Below are 16,279 nucleotides of genomic sequence, written 5' to 3' on the forward strand. Positions count from 1 at the left end.
TGTCGGGGTGTGGGGGAGGAAGCGGGAGTTGGGTACGGGCAGAGCTGTTTCGGGGGTGTCCGCGGCGGCCGAGGACGGTTCGTGGACGCGGCTGCTGGAGGACGTGGCCAGGAGCGGACGGCGGCTGCGACGGGCGGAGTTGGAGGCGCTGCGCGACTACGGCGACCGGGCCGCCGAGGCGGGGCGGGGGCTTGCCGAGCTGGTGGACGAGCGGCTTGCCGCCACCGGCAGGGTGTGGGAGGGGCAGCCTGTGGACGCCGCCTCGATGGTGGCGCTGCGGGCCGCGGTGGCCGCGCTCGCCACGGGTCACGGCCGGGCCTACCGGGAGCGGCTGCGCCGGGAGGAGGCCGGGCGGCGGGAGTTCGTCGCGGACCTGCTGAGCAGCCGTAGTGATCTGGGGCGGCTCGCCGAACATGCCGAGCGGTTCGGGCTGAACCTGGCCTGTGCGCATGTCGTCGCGGTCGCCGAGGGCGACGGTTACGACCTGGAGGATCCCCAGGTGCGGGCGCTGGAGCGGCAGTTGCTCGGCCGCTTCGGCGAGGAGGAGGTCCTGCTCGCCGTGAAGCACGGACGGCTGGTGTGCATCGTGCCCTCCGGCCCGGGCGAGGCCGCGGCGGTCAGGGCGTTCGCGGAGCTGACGCAGGGGCGGCGGGTCGTGGTGGGCCGTCCGCACAGCGGGCCCGGCGGTGTCGTGCACTCCTACGAGGAGGCGCGGAACGCACTGGAGCAGGCGGCCCAGCTGGGGCTGGACGGGAAGCTGCTGAACGCGGCCGATCTGCTGGTCCTGCCGGTGCTGTTGCGGGACCGGGAGGCCTTGGAGGAGCTGGTGCACGGGGTCCTGGGTCCGTTGCGCAAGGCGCGTGGCGGGGCTCAGCTGCTGCTGGAGACCCTGACCGCCTACGCGGAGTCGCGCTACGTCGCGGCGGAGGCGGCGCGGCGGCTCGGGCTGAGTGTGCGCGCGCTCGCGTACCGCATCGCGCACATCGTCCGGCTCACCGGCCTGGATCCGGATGACGCGCTGCAGCGCTACACCCTGGAGACGGCGGTGTTCGGTGCGCGGCTGCTGGGATGGCCGGATCAGTCGGCGGACGGGTAGGCGGCGCACAACGCACGCCACCGGGATTCCTGTTCGGGTGTGGCCCGGCCGCGGAGCCGGGCGAGGGCGAGCAGGTTCGCCTCGGCGGCGCTGCCGAGGGTCCGCGCCTCGGCGAGGTAGTGGTCGTCGAGCAGGGCCTCCACCTCGCTGTCGCTCTGGACGGGGTCGATCCGGGCGGCGAGCTGGGCCATGGTGCGGTAGGAGCCCTGGAGCAGGAACGGCGGTCCGAGGCGGTCGGTGTCCTGCTGGGCGGCGGAGGCGATGTAGGCGCTGTTGACGGCCAGCACGGTCCGCTGGACGCGGCGCAGCCGGGTGAGCGTGGCCAGCACCCGGTCCAGGTCCGGCACCGGGTGGGAGAGCTGGTCGGCCTGTGCGCCCGGTTCGCCGTCGGCCAGGGCGACCAGCAGGCCCAGGTCGGCCGGTCCGGTGCCGGCGAGGGGGGCCAGCACCGGGTTGGCGGCGAGGGCGTTCTCCAGGAAGGAGAGGGCGAACAGGTCGCGGTGGCCGGAGAGCACCTCGCCGAGGTTCCAGACGTCGGCGCGGTTGGCGAGCATGTCGGGGATCCGGAAGCGCCGTCCGTTCGCGGTGTAGGGGTTTCCCGCGAGGCAGACGGCGAAACGGCGGCCACGCAGGTCGAAGCTGCGGGCGACGCCCTCGCTGACGGCCTCGACCCGGCGTTGCGCGTCGCACAGCGGGATGAACTTCTCGAGCAGTTCGGCGGAGACGTGCTGGATGTCGTCCAGGTGGAGCAGGACGTTGCTGCCCGCTTCCAGGGCGAACACGATCTTCTCGACCTCGCGGCGGGCCGCCGCGTCGGGGGCGTGGCCGGGATCGAGTGAGGTGGTGCCGGTACCGAGGGCCGGGCCGTCGACGCGGACCATGAGGAGGCCCAGGCGGTCGGCGACGTACTCCAGCAGGGTGGTCTTGCCGTAGCCGGGCGGGGACAGGAGCAGCAGCAGGCCGCTGCGGTCGGCGGGGCCGGCGGTGTCGGCCGTGCCGAGCTGCTTGGCGAGGTTGTCGCCGACGAGGGGGAGACAGACCTGGTCGATGAGCTGGTTGCGGACGAAGCCGGCGAGCGGGCGGGGGCGGTGGTCGTCCAGGCGCAACCGGGCCCGCTCGGCGGCCAGCACGTCCGCGCGCCGGCGTTGGAAGGCGCGGAAGGCCGGGGCCCGCTCCTCGCGGAACACCCGTGCCCGGTGGGGGAGTTCGTCGATGCGTACGGTCAGCCGCCCGTCGCGGACGCGGGGGTGGGTGCCGAGGAGTCCGTCGACCGTCTCGCCGACGGGGGCGGTGATCTCGTAACGCGGCAGATCGGGCGCGCACAGGTGCGCCACGGCCTCCGGCACGCCCTCGCCGTCGGCGCCCGCCACGTGGACGGCCGCGTACGACTCGAGCCAGGCGGAGGCGAGTTGGTGCCGTGCGAGCAGGTCGGTGCCGAGCGCGTCCAGGTCCGTGGCGAGGACGGGGGCGGCGTCGGTGTGGCGGAAGCCGTCCAGCAGGGTGCGTGCGGCGATGCCGGTGGCGAATCCCCCGTGCGGGTCGGCGAGTTCCTCCTGGAGGTAGTCGCCCGCCCGTGTCACCGGCGGCAGTCCGGTGGCGGCGGTGAACTCGGACACCGCGTCGGTGAGTTCGGCCGCCAGCTCGTGGGAGGCGGTCGCCGCGGCGCCCGGTCCGAAGTGGCTTCGTGCCAGCGCCAGGGACCGGGCGCGGCGCCGCCAGGCGGCCCGCTGGACGTCGGATGCGCCATGGGCCCAGAACAGCTGGGCGGTGGCGCGCACCCCGGCGGGGTGCCGCAGCAGGCCGGCACCGGCTCGCAGCCGCAGCAGCGCGCCGAGGACGGCGGCGGCGTCGTGGTCGTGGACGCCGCGCTCGTACCCCTCGTCGTAGCCCCGTTCGGCCGCGCGGCGGACCTGGTCGAGCAGCGCTTCACCCGGTGTGCCGCCGGCCGTGGACGGTGGTGTGGCCGTGGACAGCAGTGCGGCGGCCAGGTACTCGGCGCGGTAGAGCGTCGGTGACTCGCTCACCAGGGGCTGTGTCCAGAACTCACGGCCGGCGAGCAGCTCGGGGACGCCCGCGGGCCGGCGGTAGCCGGTCCCGGTGACGACGAAGGCCAGGCCGTCGCCGTCCGGCTGGAGGGTGAGTTCCACCGGCTCGCGGCGGACGGCGAAGCGGTGCCGGCCCAGGCGGACGGTGGCGCCGCCGTCCTCGGACAGGTCGGCCCGGTCGCGCAGCTCACGCAGCGCGGTGCGGACGGCCCCGAGCAGGCCGTCCTCCAGTTCCTGGGCGCGTACCCGGTCGTCGAGGCCGCGCAGTTCCCCGGCGGCGGCGCGGACGCGCAGCGCCATCGGGTCGGTGGCCTGGGCGGCGTGGATGTCGGCCGCGGATCCGAGCCCGGCCAGTCTGCGGCTCAGCGTCCGCAGGGCGCGCCGGGCGGAGGCGGCGGCCCGGTCGGCGCGGGCGGCGGCCTCGTCCAGCAGGGTCTGGCGGCGGACCGCGAACGCCTGCCGGATCTCCTCCCGGCGCAGGGCCAGGTCGGCGGCGAGGTCCTCGGCCTCGGCGAAGCGGGCCTCCAGCGCGTCCACCCGCAGCAGCAGGCGGGCGAGTTGGTCGTCGCAGACGGCCGGGGTGTCGGCGGCGGACAGGGCGGCGGTGGTCGCCTGGGCGAGGAGCGCCGACTCCGCGGCGTGCGCGGAGCGGTGCTCGGCGTCGAGCAGGGCGCGGCGGCGGGTGGTCAGCACCGCCCGGGCGCGGTTGACCGCTGCCAGCACCTCGCCGACGGCCAGCAGTACGGCCGTTCCCGCGCTCGGGTCGGCATCGGCCGCGCCGGTGACCAGGTCCGTGACGGTGGCCAGGGCGTCAGCCTGTTCGGTGAGGCGGTCGGCGAGCCGCGCCGCTTCGGCGGCGGTGGCGATCGAGGCGGCTTGTCCGGCCGCGAGCCGCGCCGCGGCGAGGGGCGCGGTGAAGGCGTCGGGGCCGGCGAAGAAGGCGAAGGCACGCTCGGTCGCCGCCGCGAGCTCGGCGGCCAGCTCGCCCTCGACCCGGTCCAGTGCGGCCAGGTCGAGCTGTGGCAGGTCGCGCAGGGTCCGGGTACGGCCCTGGGCCCGGCGCAGTTCGGCGAGGAGTGCGGTCCAGGTGTCCGCGTCGGCGGGCGGTTCGCCGTGGGAGCGGCGGACCAGCGCGGCGGCCTCGGCGTGCGCCTGGTCCAGGGCCTGTGCGGCGCGCTGGGCGAGCCGGCGGATCCTGGCCTGCTCTGCGGCCAGTTGCGCGGCGGCGTCCCGCAGTTCGGCCAGGGGTGCGAGCAGGCCGGTGTCGGCCAGCCAGTAGTGGCGGTCCGTCGCCTTGGCGCAGGAGTCGAGGATCAGCTCCGGGGTCGCCGCCGTCCGGTTCTCCTGTGCGGCGGCGGTCGCGCCACGGACCACGTCGAGGCAGTCGGCGATGCCCGCGACCAGGTCGGCGTTGCCGATCCGTGCCAGCGGGCCGTCCCCGACCTGTTGTGCGGCGGCATGGTCGGCGGACTGGAAGGGGGTCTGCCACAGCTGGAGTTCGTGCGTGCGCACCGGCTCGTGGTCCGGTTTCAGGAGGATGAGGGTGCCGTCCGGCAACAGGGTGTAGGCGGCGCCGTGCAGGGCGCTCGCTGCCTCGCGGCGGACGGTGTTCCACGGCAGCAGCAGGACCTGGGCGCGGCCCGGCCGGCGCAGGACGTAGAGCAGGTCCTCCCCGTTGGGCGAGGGAAGCACCGTGTCGAAGCGCAGCTCGTCCGCGGCGGACCCGTCGGCCGCCGCACCGGCGCCCGTACCCGTGCCCGCACCGGCGGCACCGCCCGCGCCGCCGTCGACGCGGAAGGCCCGGTGACTGCCGTCCGCCAGTTCGTAGCCGCCGGGGAAGATCAGGCCCTGTTCGGCCGGCAGCAGCCTGGCGCCGCGGCCGAGGGAGTCCTGGCGGCGCACCGAACCGGTACGCGTGTTGACGACCAGGTAGCGGTCCGCCGGTTCGTTGTAGGGGCGGATCCGCAGGAGCAGCAGGGGGCCGGTCGCCGCGTAGGAGACCGTGGCGTCGGCCAGACTCTGCAGCGGCTCGTCGACCGCTTCCCGGAACAGCAGCCGGTCGCCGGGGTGCGCCCGGACCGTGAGGCTGCCGCCGGTGGTGGCGACCGAGACCGCGCTCTCGCCGCTCTCGCCGCCTTCGATCAGGATCCTTCCGTCCGCGTGGTGCTCACGTCCGGTCGTCGTCCACGGCAGCTCGGAGGCGGGCGGCTGCGGCAGGTCGCGTTCACCGTGGTTGCCCAGGTACTCGACCCGGTCCGCCCTCAACCGCCAGCTCAGGACCCGCAGATCGCCCTCGTTGCCGCCGGTGCGGAACACGGCGAGCAGCCGCCCCGACGCCGTACGCCGCAGATCGGTCAGGCGGGCGTCGCGGTAGTAGCGCAGCAGTTCGGCCAGGTCACGGTGGAACCGTTCGTCGTCGAGCAGGCCGGGCACCTTCTCGGCCCCGAGGGCCGAACCGTCCACCGCGTGCAGCGACAGCAGCCCCGCGTCGAGGTCGGGCGCCGAGGTCCCGAGGAGGAGGACGTCGGGCCCTACGGCGACCACGCCACGGGCGGTGGCCTCGCCGGCGGTGCGGGGGCGGGCCGAGCCCGCCAGTTGCAGCGGGCGGGAGCCGAAGGCGTCCTGCCGGCGGGCGTTCAGCTCGGCGGCCCGTCGGCCGAGTTCCGCGGCGCGGTCGGCGAGCCTCGCCCGCAGGATCTGGTAGGTGCCGTCCTCGACGCCCATGACTGCTTCCCGTTCCCTCTCGCCCGAGCGTTGAAAGTGCCGCGTTGCGCCGTCGGTCGTCCGCGGCGCCGTCCCGGCTGGTCGCGCAGTTCCCCGGCCCCTTCGGGGGGCGTTACTTCGCCGTGCCGTTGGCGAGTCGTACCGGGTCGGCCGGAGTGGTGTCGGTGTCCGTCCGGCCGCCCAGCAGCTTCATCAGCAGGGCCAGGTTCCACGGGCCCCCGGCCGCCAGCGAGCGCAGCACCTCCGTGGCGTCGCCGCTGAAGCTCTTCTCGCCGTTCAGCCAGTCCGCCCCGAGGGCCTGCACCGTCTGGGAGCCCTGCACCGCGCCGTCGATCGCCTTGCCGAAGGACACCGCGCCGACCAGCCGCTCCAGGAACACGCTGTCGCCGCCGACGATGTCGATGTCCGCGCTCTCGAGCCCGGCGGCCAGCACTGCCGCCTGGGCCTCGGCCACCTTGCTCTGGACCTCCAGCGCGGCCATCCGGACCTCCTTGTCCGCGGCCAGACGGAGCCGGAACTCCTCGTGGGCCCGGGACACCTCGTCCAGCGCGGCCATCGCCGCCGCCTTCTCCTTGAGACCGGCGGCCTCACCGAGGAGCCGCTCCCGGATACCCGCCGCCTCCGCGTTCGCCTTGCTCTGCGCGACCGCGGCCTCGGCGCGCCCGACCTTCTCGATGGCGTCCGCCTTCTCCTTCAGGCCCGCGGCCTCACCCTCCAGCCGGGCCCGCACGCCGGCCGCCTCCGCCATGGCCTGCCGCTCCGCGACCTCGGCCTGGGCCAGGCCGGCCGCCCCGGCCAGGGCGCGTTCGCCCTCCGCCCGGCGCACGTTGGCGGCGGCCTCCAGCTCCGCGCGCTTCTGCCCGGCCTCGGCCAGCACCAGCTGCTCCTTGGCCCGCAGGTGCGCGGCCTGCTCGGCCGCCTCGGCCGCCTTGATGTCCTTGACCAGCTGCTCCTGCGCCTCCGCCTCGGCGGCGATGATCACGGTCTGCCGGGTGCGTTCTGCCTCCTGGACGACCCTGACCCGCTTGATCTCCTCTTCCTGCTCCGCGACCGTGCGGTCCACCGCGACGCGCTCGCGCACCACATCGGCCACGCTCCGGCGCTCCACCTCGACCTGCTTCTCCTTCTCCGCCCTGGCGAGCTCCACCTCCCGCTCCCGGTTGACGACCTCCAGCAGGCGGTCCTTCTCGATGCGCTCGCTCTCCACCGCGAGAACGCGCTCGCGGTTCTTCTCGGCGACCGCGATCTCGCGCACCTGGTTCTCCCGCTGGACGCCGAGCAGTTCCTCGGTCCGCAGCAGCGCGCTGTGCGCCTTGAGCCGCTCCTCCTCCTGGACCTGCGCGGTGGCCGCCTCCTCCTGGGCACGCAGGGTCTCGATCCCCTTGCGCTGCCTGATCTCCGCCTCCGCGCGCCGCCGTTCCAGCTCCAGGACGGCCTCGCGGGCGTCCACGTCCTGGCGGGTGATCTCCATCTCCTCGTTGCGCTGGAAGTCGTTGGTGCGGATGTGCTCCAGCGCCGTCAGTTCGGTGATCTTCCGGATGCCCTGGGCGTCCAGGATGTTGGACGCGTCGAGCTGGCCCAGCGGGGTCTGTTCGAGGTGGTCGATCGCGGCGTCCTCGAGGTGGTAGCCGTTCAGGTCGGTGCCGATGGCCGCGACGATGCGGTCCCTGAACTCCTCGCGCTTGGTGTAGAGGTCGGCGAAGTCGAGCTGCTTGCCCACCGTCCGCAGCGCCTCGGCGAACTTCGCGCTGAACAGGTTCTGCAGCGTCTCCTGATGGCTCGCGCGCTCCGTGCCGATCGCCTGGGCCACCTTGACGACGTCCTCCACCGTCTTGTTGACCCGGACGAAGAACGTGATCTGGATGTCGGCGCGGATGTTGTCCTTGCAGATCATGCCCTCCCGCCCGGTGCGGGAGATCTCGATGGTCTTCACCGAGATGTCCATGACCTCCGCCCGGTGCATCATCGGCAGCACCAGGGCACCGGTGAAGGTGACGTCGACGCTCTTGGGCCGGGAGACGATCAGCGCCTCGCCCTGGACGACCTTGCGGAACAGCCGGCCGAAGAGCAGCAGGGTGCCCAGACCGATGAGCAGCAGGACGGCGACGAGTACGCCGATTCCGATGGTGACGACAGACATGGCTGTTCCCTTGGACGACCTTGCCGCGGATGGATGAGTGAACGACGGACGTGCGCGACGCCCGGACGGACGACCGGAGATGAGGTGGCGTCAGCCGGTGGCCGGCACGGCGGGCATGACCCAGAAGTATTCGCCCGCGTCGTCGTAGTCGTAGATGAGTGCCGACGCCCCGGCGCGGAGCAGGCCGCCCGGCCCGGCCGCGTCGTCGAGGCTCTGCCGGACCTGTACGACGGCGCAGGAGCCGTCGGCCGCACGGACCTCGGCCTGTCCGAAGTCGGGGCCGACCCGGCCGGTGCGGATCACGCAACCGAGGCCGACGAAGTCGCGGCGCGACGGCGGAGGGGCGGGGGCGGGCATCAGCCGCCGCAGCGGCCACGCCAGCACCCTCGCTCCCGCCCAGCCGCCGGCCAGGGCGGCCGGCAGCAGGACTCCCCCGTGTCCGCTGCCGAGTACGACCCGGCCGCTGAGCGCGCTGAACCAGGCGAAGGCGACCACCAGCGACACCGCCACGGTGATCGGCACCCCGCCCAGGCCCAGCACCTTCTGCAGTCCCCCGTGGCCATGGCGTCCCCCGCCGTGGCCGTGGCCGTGCCCGTGGCCGTGGTGTCCTCCGCGCGCCCCGTGGAAGTGGGCGCCCCCCAGGAGCACCAGCAGCCAGTAGACCGCCACCACGACGAGCGCGAAGGTGAAGACCACGGTCGGAAACGCCGTGACCGCCCCCAGGAAGTCCCCCACTGCACTCGCCGCCTCTGCAGATCCCCCGACGGCCACGCTTCGTGTGCCGCACGGGCAAGGGTGACACCGCGTCAACGGCCGCACAGTGCATGATCCCGGAAGTCTTGACGGCCCCTTCACATCCCGGTTCAGCTCACAATTGCCGATACCGGAGGCGTCGGTCCGAAGGGCTGCGGATCACGGTGCTCCCGGCCGGGGCTCCTCGCCGTCGTAGGCGGCCAGTGCGGTCTGGCGGCACTCCAGCAGGGTGCCGAGGATCTCGGGGGTCAGCTGCTCCCGCGCCAGTGCCACCGTGGCCCTGGCCTCGACGGAGGCCCAGGCGTGCCGGGCGCGCTTGTTGGCGCGGCGCCGGGTGTCGCTGCGCATGAAGCCCGCGCCCGCCGCGAACCCGGCGGAGGCCAGAGCGGCGAAGGCGGCGGGAACCCGCGCGTCCGGCGAGGCCATTCCCGCCGTGCCGGCCGTGCCGGCGAGCAGGGCCGCGGGGAAACCGAGGGCGATGTCCATCTTGGTCCAGAACTCCGCGCGGCGGTGGGCGAGCGTCCTCTGGTGCGTCGCCTCGTCTCTCAGCCGCTCGATCTCGGCACGCAGGCGGCGCTCGGGCTCGTCCGGACTCAGGTGGGTGGTTCCGTCAGCGGGAGTGGCCATGGAGAAATTCCAACATGCGTGCGCCAAAAGGTACTTGGAGAATCCGTACAGGCTTCGGACGCGGCGAACGTGAGCTTCCCACCAGTCACCGCCACTCGGCCCCGACCGGAACCACGGGGGCCACCGGGCCGGTTGGCTTCCCGATCGCTAGCATCGCGGCAGTCTCCAAGGGGGAAGCATGGGCTACTCGGGCGATTTCGTGCTGGCGCGGAGCGGTTCTTCGTTGGCGGAGCTGCCGGTGTTCGACGACCCGGGGTGGTGTGCCGATGAGCATGCCGGTCGGTTCCACCCGTGCCGGTCACGCCTCGGGGGCTGGCAGACGCTGCAGGCCGACGACTGGCTTCCGGAGAACGACGACGACCGGTGGCTGCACCGCCTGGTCACGGCAACCGGCTCACCCGTCATGATCGCAAGCGTCGTCGACAGTGATGTCTGCTACGTCCGCGGTCTCACTCCGTCCGGGGCGGCCTGGTCGGCCTTCCTCGATCCGGTGATGGCCGCGGAGTACGAGGTGTCGGTGCCGCTGTCTTCGCAGGACGAGGCGCCTCCGGGGGAGACCGACGGCGACAGGAGGGTCCGCCGGATGCTCGCGGAGGTGCCCGGGACGGTGGAGCGGATAGCGGACTGGGCGGCCGAGGCCGGGTTCACCGCGGATCGTGAAGCACTTCGTGCCGTCCTGACCAAGAGGGCGGACCCGCTCGTGGAAGACCTCTTCATGGAACTGGTCGACGCCTGCGGACTGCCGCCGGCCGAGCCCGCCCGGGACGATCCCGCAGCCGTGGCCCCAGCTGCCCACCCGGGCCACCGCCCCGAGCACGGCTGCCCGCGCGGCGCCCGGCTGGAGGCGGCGGTGCTGAACCTCCCCCGGGACGGTCACCTCGTGCTCCGGTGCGCCGCGGAGGCGCACTGCTACGCCCAGGTGTGGCTCCGCCCTGACGGCACCTACCAGCTCGAACACCGTGATCGCAGTCCCGCCGAGCACTATCGGACACGGACCGTCTCCGCGGACAAGGTCATCGCGGCCCTGGCGGCCTGGGCAGCGGGCGGGACCGCCTGGCGGGACGCCTTCCAGTGACCCCGATCGGCTCCTGGTTCAGCGAGTCCTAGACGTCGTCCGGCCGTCCGCGGCAAGGGCGGCGCGACCTGCGCCGGGTGATCACGCGGAACTCCGGGCCGGGGGGATCCAGCCCGGCGTCCGCGGTGCGCTTGTCACGGTCTGCGCGCCGGCGCCGCTGACACCCACGAGGCCGGCACCGCTCATGAACGCGACCGCAACGGCAATCCTGCGGAAACCCTTCATTTCTCCTCTTCGGAACAAGTGGAGCGCACTACCGGAAAATACACTCAGCGCTCTTTTCGGAGACTAGATGGACATCGTGCCCGGCGCGCTCCGGGTTTTCGGCACGGCCATGGCCGCGGCGGGTTGCGCCGCGCAACTCCGGTCTCTCGTAGGGGTTTTCGCCCGACCGGGCTCTGAGCGCCGGGCGGGTGCCGCGGCCCGGGGGGCGGCTCGCTGCTCGACGCGCTCGGCGCCGCCGGGCTGACCGTCGTACCGGCGCGTCGACCGGCGGTCGCGTCCGGGCGGCCCGGACCACTCCGTCGTCTCCGTACGGCGGTGCCGGGGGGTGGCTACTCTGCACGGGTGACCACCGAGCTGATCCTGCTGCCCCGTGTCTCCTGCCGCGGACGGGAGATCACCGCACCCCGGCTGCGCGGACTGCTGGCCCTGCTCGCGACGGATCTGCGCGGGGGGTGCAGCACCGGCCGGCTGGTGGAGGGGCTGTGGGCGGAGGAGCTGCCGGAGCGGCCCGGCAAGGCCGTGCAGATCCTGGTGTCGCGGCTCAGGTCGCAGCTGGGCGGCGAACTGGTCGTGAGCACACCGACGGGATACCGGCTGGCGCTGGAGGAGACGCAGGTCGACAGTTCCGCGCTGCTGGTGTGCGAGGCCGCGAGTGCCGAGCGCGCCCGGGCCGGGGACCACGAAGGCGCCCTGGCGCAGGCCGAGGCCGGGCTGGCGCTCTGGGACGGGAGCGTGGGCGCCGGTGCGGGTGAGGACCTGCACGATCCGCTGGTGGCGCTGCGCGCCGGGCGGGTCGGGGCGTATCGCGCGCTGGTCCGGGGCCGGGCGCTCGCGCTGGCCCGGCTGGGGCGGCGCGCCGAGGCCGTGGCACCGCTCGCCGCGCTGGCCCGGGAGCTGCCGCGGGACGAGCAGGTGCTGGCGGAGCTGCTGCGGTGCGAGGCCGAGACGGCCGGGCGGGCCGCGGCGCTGACCCGGTACGACGCCTACCGCCGCAGGCTGCGGGACGAGCTGGGGACCGATCCGGGGCCCGGGCTCGGGTCCGTGTACCAGGAGCTGGTGCGGGCGGACGTGCCGAGGGTCCGGCACGGGGTGCCGCACGAACCGAATCCACTGCTGGGGCGGGACGCGGACGTCACCGCCGTGGGCGGGCTGCTGCGGACGTCCCGGGTGGTCAGCGTCGTCGGTCCCGGCGGTCTCGGCAAGACCCGGCTCTCCCACGCGGTGAGCCGTGCGGCCGGGCAGCCCGTGGTGTACTTCGTCACCCTCGCCGGTGTCCTCGCCGACGACGACGTGGCCGACGAGGTGGCCTCGGCCGTCGGCGCCGGGGAGGGCGGCCGGTTCGGCGGCGGCGCGGACGCGGTCAGCGGCATCGTGGCCGCGCTGGGCGGCGGACCCGCGCTGCTGGTGCTGGACAACTGCGAGCAGGTGATCGCCGGTGCCGCCGGTCTCGTCCAGGCGCTGGTCTCGCGCTCCAGGGAGTTGCGGGTGCTGGTCACCAGCCGGGCTCCGCTGGGGCTGACCTCGGAGTCCGTGTACGCCCTGCCGGAGCTCTCGCCGACGACGTCGGCCGAGCTCTTCGGGCAGCGGGCGCGCGCCGCCCGGCCGGGTGTGGAACTGCCCGCCGACCGGGTCGCCGAGATCTGCCGGCACCTGGACGGACTGCCGCTGGCCGTGGAGCTGGCCGCGGCACGGGTGCGGGTGCTGTCCGTGGCCGACATCGCGCGCCGCCTGCAGGACCGTTTCACGCTGCTGCGCGGCGGTGCCCGCGATGCGCCCGAGCGCCATCGCACGCTGCACGCCGTGGTCGAGTGGAGCTGGAACCTCCTGGAGCCCGACGGCCGCGCCGCGCTGCGCGCCCTGTCGGTGTTCCCCGGCGGCTTCACCGAGGAGGCGGCCGGGTACCTGCTCGGGGAAGGCGGGGACGTGCTGGCCCTGCTGGAGCAACTCGCCGGTCAGTCCCTGCTCAAGGTGGGCGACAGCCCTTCGGGGGTGCGGTTCCACATGCTGGAGACGCTCCGGGAGTTCGGTGCCGTCCGGCGTGCCGAGGCCGGCGAGGAGGAGGCGGTGACCGGCCGGTTCCTGCTCTGGGCCCGGGACTTCGGGCGGGCCCACCACGACCTGCTGTTCAGCCACCGGCCGGGGGCCGCCTGGCGCCGTATCCGCACCGAGCAGGACAACCTCCTCCTGGCCCTGCGGCACGCGCTGGCCCGCGCCGACGGACCCACCACCGCGGCCGTCACCGCCGTCCTGTCCTCCCTGTGGTCCACCGGTTCCCACTACGGCCGGCTGGCCTCGCTGGCCACCGACACCGCGGGCCCCCTCTCCCGCTTCCGGCCCGAGGACCCCGCGGACGTGGAACCGGCCCGCAGCGCGGCGGCGGTGTGCGCGGCGAGCCTCTTCATGGGCCACGGTCCGCACGCCGTACGCCAGTTGGTGACCCTGCGACGGCTGCCGCCCGCCCGGCCGGACACCGTGCTGCGGGCCCTGGCCGTCGTCCTGTGCGCCGTACCGGAGATGAGGCCGCCGCAGTTCGCGCGGCTGAACGAGTTGTGCGAGGCCGACGAGCCGATGCTGGCGGGCATCGCCTCGGCCGTCGCCAGTTACGTCTGGGCGGCCGGGCACGACACGGAGCGGGCCCTGGAGAGCGCCCGCCGGATGCTCGACGCGCTCGCCCCGCTGAACAACCCGGCCATGCACCTGCTCAGCCACGGCCGGGTCAGCGAGCTGTGCCTGCAGTCCGAACGGGGCGCGGAGGCGTACGACCATCTGTGTGCCGCGCTGACCGCGCTCGACGCGTTCGGCGACGGGGCGGACACCCTCGGCGTCCGCTGGGGGCTGGTGCTGGCCTGTCTGCACAGGGGCGAGATCGACGAGGCCGAGTACTGGCTGGGCCTCGCCGTCGCGGACCAGCCGCTGGAGTCGGACCAGATATTCAGCCCCGAGCTGCCGGCCAGGGCGGAGATCGCGCTGGCCCGGGGGCTGACCGAGGTCGGGCTCGGGCTGTGGCGCCGGGCCGCGGAGCGGGTACGGGAGGCGGGCGCCCTGTTCGCCGACGATCCCTTCGTGGACTCGTGGGTCCTGCAGTTGCAGTCGGCGGCGGTGGCCGCGCACGCGCAGCACGGCCGGCCGGATCCGGTCGCCGCGCTCACGGCGGAGTTGGAGGGGTACCTGCTGCGGCTGCTGGCCGGCGGCCCGGCCGACGGGTCCCCGGTGGAACTGCCGGTGCACGGCACGCTGGTGCTGGCGCTGGGGCACGCCCGGCTGGCCCTGGGCGATCCGGCGGCCGTACGGCTGCTGGCGCTGTCCGAACGGATGCCGGTGGTGAGGGAGTTCCCCGCGCTGTCCACGGCCCGCTCCCGGGCGGCGGCCGAGCACGCGGACCGGGCCGCGTACGCCGACGCGAGGTCGGAGTACGCGGCCCTGGGGCGGGATCAGCTGCGGGTCGCGGCGCTGCACGAGCTCACTGCCGGGGCTCGCGGGTGAACCGCGCCCTGGACCACAGGTAGCCCAGCACCACCAGCCCCAGGCCCCAGGCCACGGCCAGCACGGCGTTCTTCGTGCCGATCTCGCTGCCCAGCAGCAGACCGCGCAGGGTCTCGATGAAGGGCGAGAAGGGCTGGTACTCGGCGAACCAGCGGAACCAGCCCGGCATGGCGTCCACCGGCACGAACGCACTGGACAGGAACGGCAGCATGACCAGCGGCGTCCCGATGTTGCTGGCCCCCTCGGGGTTGGGGCTGATCAGGCCGATGCCGACCGCGAGCCAGGTCAGCGCGAGACTGACCAGGGCCATCAGCCCGACCGCCGCGATCCACTCGACCGGCGTCGCGTCGGGCCGGAAGCCGATCGCCAGTCCGATGCCCAGGACCACCACCAGCGCCGCCATCGTCTGGATCACGCTGCCGATCACATGGCCGACGAGTACGGAGGCGCGGGAGATCGCCATGGTGCGGAACCGGGCCATGATGCCCTCGGTCATGTCGGTGCACACGGACACCGCGGTGCCCAGGGAGGTCATCGCCACGGTCAGGAAGAGGATGCCGGGGACGAGGTAGGCGACGTAGTCGGACCGGTCGGCGTGGCCGCCGGTGATGCCGGCGCTCATCACGTTGCCGAAGACGTAGACGAAGAGGAGCAGCAGGATGACCGGGGTGAGCAGGAGGTTCAGGGTGAGGGAGGGGTAGCGGCGGGCGTGCAGGAGGTTGCGCCGCAGCATGGTGAGGTTGTCGCGGAACGGGTTGGCCCGCAGGGGCTGGGGTGCGGTGCTCATCGGACGGTCTCCTTGTCGGTGATGGCGGTCTCCTGGCCGGTGACGGCCACGGGGTTGCCCGTCAGGGCGAAGAACACGTCGTCCAGGTCGGGCGTGTGCACGGAGAGTTCGTCGGCCTCGATGTCCGCCGCGTCGAGCCAGTCGAGGATGGCGCGCAGTTCGCGCTGGGTGCCCCCGCTGGGGACCTGCAGGGCGAGCGCCTCGTCGTCCCGGGTGGCCTCGCGCAGTGCGGTGGCCGCCTGCTCGTAGGCCCCCGGGTCGGAGAACCGCAGGCGCACGTGACCGCCGGGGACGAGCCGCTTGAGTTCCTCCGCGCTGCCCTCGGCGACGAGCCTGCCGCCGTTGAGCACCGCGATGCGGTCGGCGAGCTGGTCGGCCTCCTCCAGGTACTGGGTGGTGAGGAAGACGGTGGTGCCGCCGGAGACCAGCTCGCGGATGATCTGCCACATGGTGTGGCGGGAACGCGGGTCCAGGCCGGTGGTCGGCTCGTCGAGGAAGATGATCCGCGGGCTGCCGACCAGGGTCATGGCGATGTCGAGGCGGCGCTTCATGCCTCCGGAGTAGGCGGCCGCGGGCTTCCGCGCGGCCTCGGTGAGGTCGAAGCGCGCCAGCAGTTCGGCGGTGACCCGCCGCCCCTCGCTCCGGGAGAGATGGTGCAGGTCGGCCATGAGGAGCATGTTCTCCTCGCCGGTGATCAGGCCGTCCACGGCGGAGAACTGTCCGGTGACCCCGATGGCGGCCCGTACCGACTGGGCCTGCGCGCCGATGTCGTGGCCGCCGATCCGGGCCTGGCCGCCGTCGGCGGAGATCAGGGTGGACAGGATGTTGACCACCGTGGTCTTGCCGGCGCCGTTCGGCCCGAGGAGGGAGAAGATCGTGCCGGCCGGTACCCGGAGGTCGATGCCGTCGAGGACCGTCCTGTCCCCGTAGGCCTTGCGCAACCCGGTCGCCGCGATGGCGAGTTCGTCGTCTGTCGTCGTCATGCCGCAGAGCTTGCGGCCGCGGCGGTTCAGCGCGGCTTCAGCCGGGTTTCAGCGCTGGGCGGGCGGTTTCAGCGCGGTGCGGGAGGTTCCGGCGGACCGTCCGAGGGAGACGGACCGCGTGGTTCCATACCTTTCCCATAGGAATGGTGTCCAAGGTCCGCCGCATGGATTCCACCGGCCCGATCTCGGGTCCGTCGTCTCCAGCCGGGCCGCCGGCGGCGCGGCGCGCTGGGCGCCGGTCGTCCTGCTGACCGGGGCGGGGCTGTCTGAAGGCGTCGTCCACCGTCATCGTGCTCATCTGCCTGGGGACGGCCCTGCTCGGCGGAGGTCGCCATGACCGC

General features: G+C 73.9%; 9 protein-coding genes. 3 read left to right on the forward strand and 6 right to left on the reverse strand.

The features are described from left to right. The first annotated feature begins 28 nt into the window (after positions 1–28). Positions 29–1,096 (forward strand): PucR family transcriptional regulator, encoded by a 1,068-nt coding sequence (locus ACFXI4_RS34070; RefSeq protein ID WP_384998286.1) that lies wholly within the window; start codon positions 29–31, stop codon positions 1,094–1,096. Here ACFXI4_RS34070 and ACFXI4_RS34075 read toward each other — a convergent pair. From ACFXI4_RS34075 to ACFXI4_RS34090, 4 genes are all read right to left on the reverse strand, one after another. Next, positions 1,078–5,865, reverse strand: coding sequence for a DNA repair ATPase (locus tag ACFXI4_RS34075; protein WP_384998289.1), 4,788 nt, complete (start codon positions 5,863–5,865; stop codon positions 1,078–1,080). The two genes, ACFXI4_RS34070 and ACFXI4_RS34075, sit on opposite strands and share 19 nt — an antisense overlap. A gap of 112 nt (positions 5,866–5,977) precedes the next feature. After that, entirely contained in the window at positions 5,978–8,005 is a 2,028-nt protein-coding gene (locus ACFXI4_RS34080; RefSeq protein WP_384998292.1) for a flotillin family protein, read from the reverse strand. Between the two features lie 90 nt (positions 8,006–8,095). Next, a complete protein-coding gene (locus ACFXI4_RS34085) occupies positions 8,096–8,740 on the reverse strand; it encodes a hypothetical protein (RefSeq protein ID WP_362727145.1) in 645 nt (214 codons plus the stop codon). 177 nt (positions 8,741–8,917) lie between these two features. Beyond that, on the reverse strand, positions 8,918–9,385 hold the full coding sequence (locus tag ACFXI4_RS34090; protein WP_384998296.1) for a hypothetical protein: 468 nt from the start codon (positions 9,383–9,385) through the stop codon (positions 8,918–8,920). A 178-nt stretch (positions 9,386–9,563) separates the two neighbouring features. Here ACFXI4_RS34090 and ACFXI4_RS34095 point away from each other — a divergent pair, with 178 nt between their 5' ends. Together ACFXI4_RS34095 and ACFXI4_RS34100 are read left to right on the forward strand one after the other, a co-directional pair. Continuing rightward, on the forward strand, positions 9,564–10,460 hold the full coding sequence (locus ACFXI4_RS34095; protein WP_384998299.1) for a hypothetical protein: 897 nt from the start codon (positions 9,564–9,566) through the stop codon (positions 10,458–10,460). 567 nt (positions 10,461–11,027) lie between these two features. Next, positions 11,028–14,168: an ATP-binding protein gene (locus tag ACFXI4_RS34100; protein ID WP_384998302.1), complete on the forward strand. Its 3,141-nt coding sequence runs from the start codon at positions 11,028–11,030 to the stop codon at positions 14,166–14,168. Here the strand turns inward: ACFXI4_RS34100 and ACFXI4_RS34105 are convergent. Both ACFXI4_RS34105 and ACFXI4_RS34110 read right to left on the reverse strand, forming a co-directional pair. Continuing rightward, positions 14,146–14,955, reverse strand: coding sequence for an ABC transporter permease (locus tag ACFXI4_RS34105; protein ID WP_362726151.1), 810 nt, complete (start codon positions 14,953–14,955; stop codon positions 14,146–14,148). The genes ACFXI4_RS34100 and ACFXI4_RS34105 overlap by 23 nt on opposite strands. After that, positions 14,952–15,938: an ATP-binding cassette domain-containing protein gene (locus tag ACFXI4_RS34110; RefSeq protein WP_384998305.1), complete on the reverse strand. Its 987-nt coding sequence runs from the start codon at positions 15,936–15,938 to the stop codon at positions 14,952–14,954. Before ACFXI4_RS34110 ends, ACFXI4_RS34105 begins: the two co-directional genes overlap by 4 nt. Positions 15,939–16,279 lie beyond the last annotated feature (341 nt).

Origin of the sequence: Streptomyces sp. NPDC059224 (assembly GCF_042754285.1) — a bacterium.
Taxonomy (GTDB): Bacteria; Actinomycetota; Actinomycetes; order Streptomycetales; family Streptomycetaceae; genus Streptomyces.

What these genes read in the sequence shown, in the direction of transcription:
- ACFXI4_RS34075 (WP_384998289.1), bottom strand. Translation starts at nt 5,865, where the DNA reads ATGGGCGTCGAGGACGGCACCTACCAGATCCTGCGGGCGAGGCTCGCC.
- ACFXI4_RS34080 (WP_384998292.1), bottom strand. Translation starts at nt 8,005, where the DNA reads ATGTCTGTCGTCACCATCGGAATCGGCGTACTCGTCGCCGTCCTGCTG.
- ACFXI4_RS34090 (WP_384998296.1), bottom strand. Translation starts at nt 9,385, where the DNA reads ATGGCCACTCCCGCTGACGGAACCACCCACCTGAGTCCGGACGAGCCC.
- ACFXI4_RS34095 (WP_384998299.1), top strand. Translation starts at nt 9,564, where the DNA reads ATGGGCTACTCGGGCGATTTCGTGCTGGCGCGGAGCGGTTCTTCGTTG.
- ACFXI4_RS34105 (WP_362726151.1), bottom strand. Translation starts at nt 14,955, where the DNA reads ATGAGCACCGCACCCCAGCCCCTGCGGGCCAACCCGTTCCGCGACAAC.
- ACFXI4_RS34110 (WP_384998305.1), bottom strand. Translation starts at nt 15,938, where the DNA reads ATGACGACGACAGACGACGAACTCGCCATCGCGGCGACCGGGTTGCGC.